The sequence below is a fragment of the Maribacter sp. genome (assembly GCF_049667165.1).
In the GTDB taxonomy this organism is placed as follows: domain Bacteria; phylum Bacteroidota; class Bacteroidia; order Flavobacteriales; family Flavobacteriaceae; genus Maribacter_A.
Genome location: NZ_JBATHS010000019.1, coordinates 1 through 7,817, shown reverse-complemented (window position 1 = coordinate 7,817; position 7,817 = coordinate 1). Strand labels below are relative to the sequence as shown.

Genomic DNA, 7,817 nt, shown 5'->3' with positions numbered 1-7,817 from the left:
TACAATATTCCAATGAACTTCTTCATTCCCCAGACTACCCGGGGAAAACCCTCCAGAACACTTCTTCCGGCCTCCTTAAAGGCAGACCCTGTGTCCCAAAGCGGGTGCAAATATAAGATGGTTTTTTTCTTTACACAATACCTAAATGAATTTTTTTTGAAACCTTTCGTTAAATTCATCATAATACCTTGAATAGCAAGAACCCCAGTGGTAAAAAAAAATTGAATCAGGGATGGAACCATTTGTTTGAGCTCTTTTATAAGCGACCCAACTACGATACCGTACTTATAAAAATCGAGTGGTGATAGCCAACCTGTGCCTGCAGGCAGATCATGTGCCACCGTGTTGGCAGGCCCTTAAAAAACAATCGGTAACTATCAGCTATATTCTTTCTATGTATATGATTTCACCATTTACGAATACTACCTTTTGGAAAAGAGCGATACTGCAGCTATTTAGGAAAAGAAATTCCAGACCAGTCCAAATCGAATTACAAAGTCACGATAGGGATAGTTTGGGGCCGCATAAAAATCGTAGCCCGAAAAGGAGGAATTGAAATGTTCGGCTTTTAGATAGATACGTGTTTGTTGCACTTTGGCATTTATAAAAAAGTCGAGCATCGGAAAGCCACCCAATTTTTCAGTATCCTGTACAAAGAACTCCCCAAGGAGTGGGTTATACCCATCCATCGAATAAGCGCTGAAATACTTGAAGGTAATCCCGGTCTGCAGATACATCGCCTTTTTAAAGACATCCGAGGAAAAATACAGCGTATTCCTAGTCACCAATTGAGGTACGTTGAGTACATCATTGCTTTGCGAAACATTTTGATACATAACCGTATTGTTCAATGCGAAAGCACCCAATCTGAATTCTTTGTTATACTTCACCTTGATATAACTTACACTATTGGCCTCCTGAAAAGGAGCAATGAAGGCTTGTTCTTGATTTTCGACCAATTCCTGTGTTGGATCCGTACCAAAATACGTGTAATTATCCATGTTGGTGAACTTTGCCGATACGTTACCCCATTTTTTTGAGAAAAGCTGAAATTGCAGGCTATTTACTTTTTGGTTTTCAAAATTCGAGGTATTCTGCCAGTTATAATTCTGATAGTCACTTTGGTACAATAAGAAATTAAAGTCTGGCATACGCGCCGATGCGTGTACTGAAAACTCTATTTTGTTATTTTCATTGAACCTATAGCTGGCCGAGGCATCCAAAATACTACTGGTAAGATCACCTGTAAGATTGTACTTCGCATCGCCCTTCACCAAAAATCCGCCAATTTGTTTCGAATACTTGGCACCGAGGTTTATCTCATCGCCCTTTAATTGGCTTTGAATCCGTTGCCCATCGGCAGTGACCAACAAACTATTGAAATAATAGTTATAATGATAAAGGCCTATATTGCCCTGTAACCTGCCCAAAGTGGAATTATAAAATTCGGCATGGAACTCATTGTACATCGTTTTAAGATAGGCCTTGTCATTAATGGGCGTATCAAAAACAGCTCCAAAATATTCGTTTGAACTGCTTTGCTTAAATTGATAATACTTGGTTTCATAATTAAAGGTGTGCCCTATGGCCAAAGAGGTCTTTTCTACCTTACTGGAATCTTTCTGTGTTCTAAGTAATTTATATTGATGCTCTAAAAAATACCGCTTGCCCAAAATCTTATTTTCACCAATATCTGACGAGGTAAATCTTGTATCTATACGCGAGCGATCTAAAAAATCCTCATTGCCGTTTTCAAATTGATCTTCCTTATTTATCAATCCCCCATTTTCCTCTGCCGCTATGTCCTGGGCAGCAATGTGCGCCCGTAGGCTATAACGTCCGTTTTTGGTCACGTAATTGGTGGTTGTCCTAAAATTGCCCGACTCTGTCTGATTCAATTGATATTTTCCCAGCGATCGAAACCCTTTGAATGCCAAGGAAACATTAAAACGTTTTGAAGTATTCAATGTAACCAGGGCATCCAATAACTGCCCCTGTTCGAAGGTAGTTTTAAAGAACAGATCGGACATTGGGGTGGCTACATTATAATAGTCAATATCCTCAACCTCGAAATAGTTGTCATGTTTGGCCCTTGCCCCCAATCTGGGAAACATTTGCCTTCTCTCAAAATCAACCCCCAATTTATTGTAGGGTTGGCCTACATTGGCAAAAGGCATTAATTCAAAATCATCCTTTCGCAAATAATTGTACTTGTATTCTTTTTGTATGGTAAGGGTGGTATCGAGATAGGTAGTATCCCTCGCATAGGAAATGATCTTATAATCCTTAATGGTAATCTCCTGGGCCGCATCGTTCGCAGGTGGCAATTTCCTTTTGGCCATCATTTTAAATCTGGTGGAATCGACTTTTTTACCTGACGGAAGAGAATCTACCTGTGCATTAAGCAATGGGCAAGTACATACAAATAGCAGTAGGAATACGTATTTCATAAAACAGCTTACGAAGCAAAGTTAATTTTTTTGTTTAGAATAATATGTGAAAGTTTTTACAACATAATGCAATAAACCCTCACTTTGCTTTTTATGGACCCTTGATTTGTATCGAAAAAATTAACTTTGTCAACCATCATATCAAACAAGGATGCTTAAAAGATTTCACCATTCATTCGATGAAGTGGGCACCGATGAAGCTGGGCGTGGTTGTCTTGCCGGGCCTGTTACCGCGGCGGCGCTTATCTTGCCCGAACATTTTATGAACTCCTTGCTAAACGACTCGAAACAACTTTCTGAAACCAAAAGGGAGCTCTTGAAACCGATTATCGAGGAAAGTGCCCTGTGTTATGGTGTGGCACACATCTACCCAGAGGAAATCGACAAAATAAATATCCTCAATGCCTCTATATTGGCCATGCACAAGGCCATAGACCAACTTATCGGAAACTTAAAATTCATAATCGTCGATGGCAACCGGTTTAAACCGTACAAGATGGTCCCCTATGAATGTATTGTGAAGGGTGACGGCAAGTATATGAGTATTGCGGCCGCTTCGGTTTTGGCAAAAACACATCGCGACGCTTATATGGTACGATTACATGAGGAATTTCCCATGTACAATTGGAAAAAAAACAAAGGATACCCTACCCAGGAACATCGGGAGGCCATTCGCAAATACGGCATAACCAAATACCATAGAAAAAGCTTTAGACAATTGCCAGAACAGTTGACACTAAAACTTTAATAAACTAACTTTGTGGTAAATCATCAGTAATGAATTCCAGATTTGTTCTTGGCCTTTTCATTGTATTGGTTGTTGGTTGCACCCAACAGCAAAAAAAGGCTTCCTCCCTACTCGATTTCATCCCCCAAAATGCTGGTATCATCTTTAAAATAAACCATTTAAATGGGTTTAAGAGTGACCTCAAAAACAATGATTTCCTTACTAAAATGGAATCGTCAGGGGTATACAAGTCGATTTTGGATGAACTGGAACTTCTCGATAAGGTCACTTCGGAAACAGAATCGTTGTTGGCCTTCTCTGAGGTTGATGCGGATTCTTATGAATTTACCTTTGTAACAATCGATTCAACCAGCATGTTTACCTTGGATAGCGTTCAAAACATCGCAAGAGAAACGATTTCATTTGAAGGTCAAAACATCAATACCTATGATTTGGATGGGAAGGTTATCTATAGCCTAAACTTTGCGGGTAAATTGATACTGACTTCTTCTAAAGTACTCATGGAAAATCTCATCATGGATTTTGAACCCACATTGCCTTCCAGCGAACTAAGGAAACTATACGCAATTGCAAGTTCGACGAAAAATGCCTCCCTGATGATCCATCTTGAGAAAAGCGAATCTTTAACATCATCTATTTTGAAAGCGCATTCCGCTTTGAAAGTATCGAATTTTTCCGATTGGATCCTTGTGGATATCGATGCCACGCAAAACCATCTGCATTTGAACGGGATATCAATGGCGAATGATTCCATTCAAAACTATTTAAGCCTGTTCAAGAATACCAATCCTTTGGCGAATACCACACCGACATTCGCCCCTCGGACGGCCGATGCCATTTTGTCCTTTACCTTTGATGATTACAGCACCTTCGCTTTGAACCAACAGCGGTATTTAAAACAAAGTTTGCCTAAAGACTCTTTATTGAACACCCTTGAGGAGATTGGAATTATCTATCAGAATGGTAATAAAACCGTACTGTTGAACACCTTTGGCTCTGAATTGCTTTCAGCATACCTTACAAGCATCAAAACATCGGAAACGGAATATCAAGGCACTCAAATTCTGACATTAGGCAAGCCCGATTTTTTAAATCCATATTTGAATCCCTTACTTTCTGATTATAAGGCGAACTACTGCACGATTATAGAAAATGCCTTTGTTTTTGCTGAAAAAAATGAGGCCATACAATCGGTCATCAACAGCTATAAGGGCGGATCTTCTTTTAAGGAAACAGATGTATATGCCTCGGCCATGGATGCATTTGCGGAGGAATCCTCCATGCTTTTCATTTCAGATTCAAAGGGTATTGAAAACATCATAGATGAGGATTTTGCCCCAGGAATTAGTGCCGATTTCAAGAAGGCCGACTTCGAGCAGAATACCTTTGCGGCACAAGTCGTGGCCGACCACGGTTTCTTTCACACGAATATGGTCGTTCAACAAACAGGTAGAAAATCAAGTATAAATAAGGTATCACCCTTGTATACGGTGTCTTTGGATGCCGATTTGGGGACCCCTCCACAATTCGTCGAAAATCATATCACCCATAAAAAAGAAATTGTGGTTCAGGACCAGGAAAACAACCTCTACCTGATTTCAACGAATGGAAAACTGTTATGGAAAAAGCAATTGCAAGGACAGATACAAGGGAAAATCCACCAAGTGGATCTTTATAAAAACCGCCGGTTGCAACTTGCTTTTACGACCAACAATCAATTCTTGATCTTGGACCGAAACGGAAAAGAAGTTGCCCCCTTTACAAAAAAATTCGAAGGGGGAAATCTCAACGGATTGGCTGTTTTTGACTATGAAAAAAGAAAAGACTATCGCTTTGTCGTTACACAAGGCACTAAGGTCTACATGTACAATAACAAAGGGGCAATAGTCAAAGGTTTTAAGTATACCCAAGCCGAGAGTCCGATTTTGAGGGCCCCGAAGCATTTGGCAACCTCAGGGAAGGATTATTTGGTCTTTATGCTTGAAAACGGCGCGTTGAAGATCCTAAATCGAGTGGGCAATATACGTACGAAAGTGAAGGGGAATATCGATTTTTCATCAAATGAGGTGTTCCTCTACAAAAACAAGTTCATATTGACCGATAAAAAAGGGGTGTTTTACCAAATTGCAACAAACGGAAAATCAGGTACCACGCCGTTGCGATTGAATGAAGATCACGGGATCGACGCCACCAGCAATACCTTTGTATATATGAACGATAATGTATTGAGCATAAAGGGAAATAGGGTGACACTTGATTTTGGGGTATATTCCAAACCCAAAATATTCTATATCTATGATAAGATATATGTGGGCGTCACCGATATCCAAAATCAAAAAGTTTATTTGTTCGACAGTCAGGCCGTTCCCATATCCGATTTTCCCGTGTTCGGTACTTCACCCATGGATCTTACCGACATGGAGAATAACAGAAAGCTTGAGGTGGTTACCCAAGACCAGAAAAATTCGATCATCGTGTATCAAATGAATTAGGTTATTTTACCGGCTATACAGTTATCCCTACCGTTTATACAATTCTGGCTTCCAACCATATCAATACAGATTTTTAGAGTAAATTCATTGTTAAATTGGGTGGACCAGGAAATAGATTTTCATCAATATTGAAAGCGAAATCCTTGTAATCAACTTATTTTTATATGTACCTTTAAAAGACAATCTGTAGAACATGATTATGAAAAAAACAATATTCCTAGTAGGCCTTGTTTTAGTAATGACAACAATCGCCACCGCCCAAGAGTGTAGCAAGTATTATCCTATGATAGAGGGTGCAACTTTGCAGTATACCAACTACAATAAAAAAGATAAACCTGAGGGTGTCGCCACCTACAAGGTCACCCATGTGGAAACCTCAGGTGATGTTACCAATGCCACCATGGCCATAGAGTTAAAAGATGAGAAAGGAAAGGAAATCTACAAAACAGATTACAGTTTTAAGTGCTCTGGAAATATGGTCACCATTGACTATGAGTCCCTTGTGCCAAGTAGTATGTTCGAACAATATGAAGGCATGGAAATGGATATCTCGGGCACCGATATTGAATTGCCCAATGACCTTAGTGTTGGTCAGCAACTATCGGATGCCAATGTTACCGTTAAAATAAGTATGGGGGGTATTAACATGAACACGACGGTAGATATGGTGAACCGAAAAGTTGAAAAGCAAGAAAGTGTTACCACACCGGCAGGCACTTTCAATTGCTATGTAATCTACAGCGACAATATGATGAAAGCCATGATGGTAAAACAATCGATGCCTTCGCGGGTTTGGTATGCCGAGGGGGTTGGTATGATCAAACAAGAAAGCTATAATAAGGCCGGCAAATCTATAGGCACGACTGTTCTTACAGCATTTAGCAAGTAAACAAGCTAAGGAAATTATAAAAACCGAGGCTTAAACCTCGGTTTTTTGTTATCACGCTGTTGGACTTTTTTGGCAAATAAGCACAAGGTACTGACAATGAAATAATTACTATATTTATTACACTAACCATTGTCATCTATGAAGTACCTTTTACCATTATTCCTGGTACTATTCCATTCATGTTTACATGGACAAGATATTCAATCCATAGAAAAAGATAGACTCATTCAATCTTATTTCAAAGAGGGAGAGGATTACTTTGAAAAACAAGAATTCAATCGAGCCATTCCATTTTTTCTTAAAATTGATTCAATTTCTAAAAATTTTGAGATTAAAAATTCTGTCACTATTACCGCGATGTTACGAAGGGCGGAAATTTCTAAATTGTCCTTTACCCACGAAACTACGAATATGGCCCATAGTTTATTGTATGAGGCCTTGGATGTAGCCAATGAAATTAATGATGTTGAAAGTGAACATTTGACCTACATACAACTTGCCGATATTAATCAAATGATAAGGGAATTCAGTGATGCCAAAAAATATATAGATCTGGCCCTACCCTATTTTAAAAAGCAGGACAATTATGCTAAAGTGGCTCGAACCCTGTTAATGAAGACAGCTTATTATTCAGGCCTCGATAGCCTTAACAAGGCAGAAAAAACATATCTAGATATGATCGCTTACCTATCTGCCGAAGACCATACCCTGGAAAAGGCCAAGGCCATATATTATTATGGTAATTTTTTAGGGAGAAAGAAGAATGAATATGGCAAAGCCATTGATCAGTTAGAAACTGCAAAATCCTTGTTTCAAAAAGTAAAAAGGGACAGTATTGAACTTTTTCATCGTACCATTCGAGACCTCGCTTTTTGTCATAAGCAATTAGGCAATTACAAAGAGGCAAGTAGTTATTATGAAGCAGCTTATGATTTGAAAATAGATTTATTGGAAAAATTCAATAGGAGTACTTCCAAAACCCTTGAAGCCACGTACCAAACCGAGAAAAAGGAACAGGAAATCGCCTTACTCTCTTCACAAAAAGCATTAATAGAACAGCAAAAGAAAAGCCAGCGCAATATACTGATCGGGGGGTTGGGATTGACCTCTTTGGCCGGGCTATTTATATTTACGCTCTTTAGAAATCGCACCAAAAGAAATAATAAACTGAGGGAGTTGGATGCCTTAAAATCGAATTTCTTCACCAACATCACACATGAGTTCCGCACGCCATTGAC

Annotated in this window: 6 protein-coding genes; 4 read left to right on the top strand and 2 right to left on the bottom strand. The window is 39.2% G+C overall.

Annotated elements, in window-relative coordinates; all coding sequences use genetic code 11:
- The coding region (locus tag WBM98_RS00765; protein ID WP_424364100.1) for a hypothetical protein at positions 1-182 on the bottom strand (182 nt) is incomplete at its 3' end.
- Positions 183-455: 273 nt separating this feature from the next.
- Positions 456-2,450 carry a putative porin gene (locus WBM98_RS00760; RefSeq protein WP_424364099.1) on the bottom strand — a complete coding sequence of 665 codons (1,995 nt, stop codon included), beginning with the start codon at positions 2,448-2,450 and terminating at the stop codon, positions 456-458.
- A 151-nt stretch (positions 2,451-2,601) separates the two neighbouring features.
- Here WBM98_RS00760 and WBM98_RS00755 point away from each other — a divergent pair, with 151 nt between their 5' ends.
- The 4 genes from WBM98_RS00755 to WBM98_RS00740 all read left to right on the top strand — a co-directional run.
- Positions 2,602-3,198, top strand: coding sequence for a ribonuclease HII (locus WBM98_RS00755; RefSeq protein ID WP_424364098.1), 597 nt, complete (start codon positions 2,602-2,604; stop codon positions 3,196-3,198).
- A 29-nt stretch (positions 3,199-3,227) separates the two neighbouring features.
- A complete protein-coding gene (locus WBM98_RS00750) occupies positions 3,228-5,690 on the top strand; it encodes a ribonuclease HII (protein ID WP_424364097.1) in 2,463 nt (820 codons plus the stop codon).
- A 199-nt stretch (positions 5,691-5,889) separates the two neighbouring features.
- A complete protein-coding gene (locus WBM98_RS00745; RefSeq protein WP_424364096.1) occupies positions 5,890-6,579 on the top strand; it encodes a hypothetical protein in 690 nt (229 codons plus the stop codon).
- A gap of 138 nt (positions 6,580-6,717) precedes the next feature.
- A partial coding sequence (locus tag WBM98_RS00740; protein WP_424364095.1) for a hypothetical protein occupies positions 6,718-7,817 on the top strand: 1,100 nt, incomplete at its 3' end.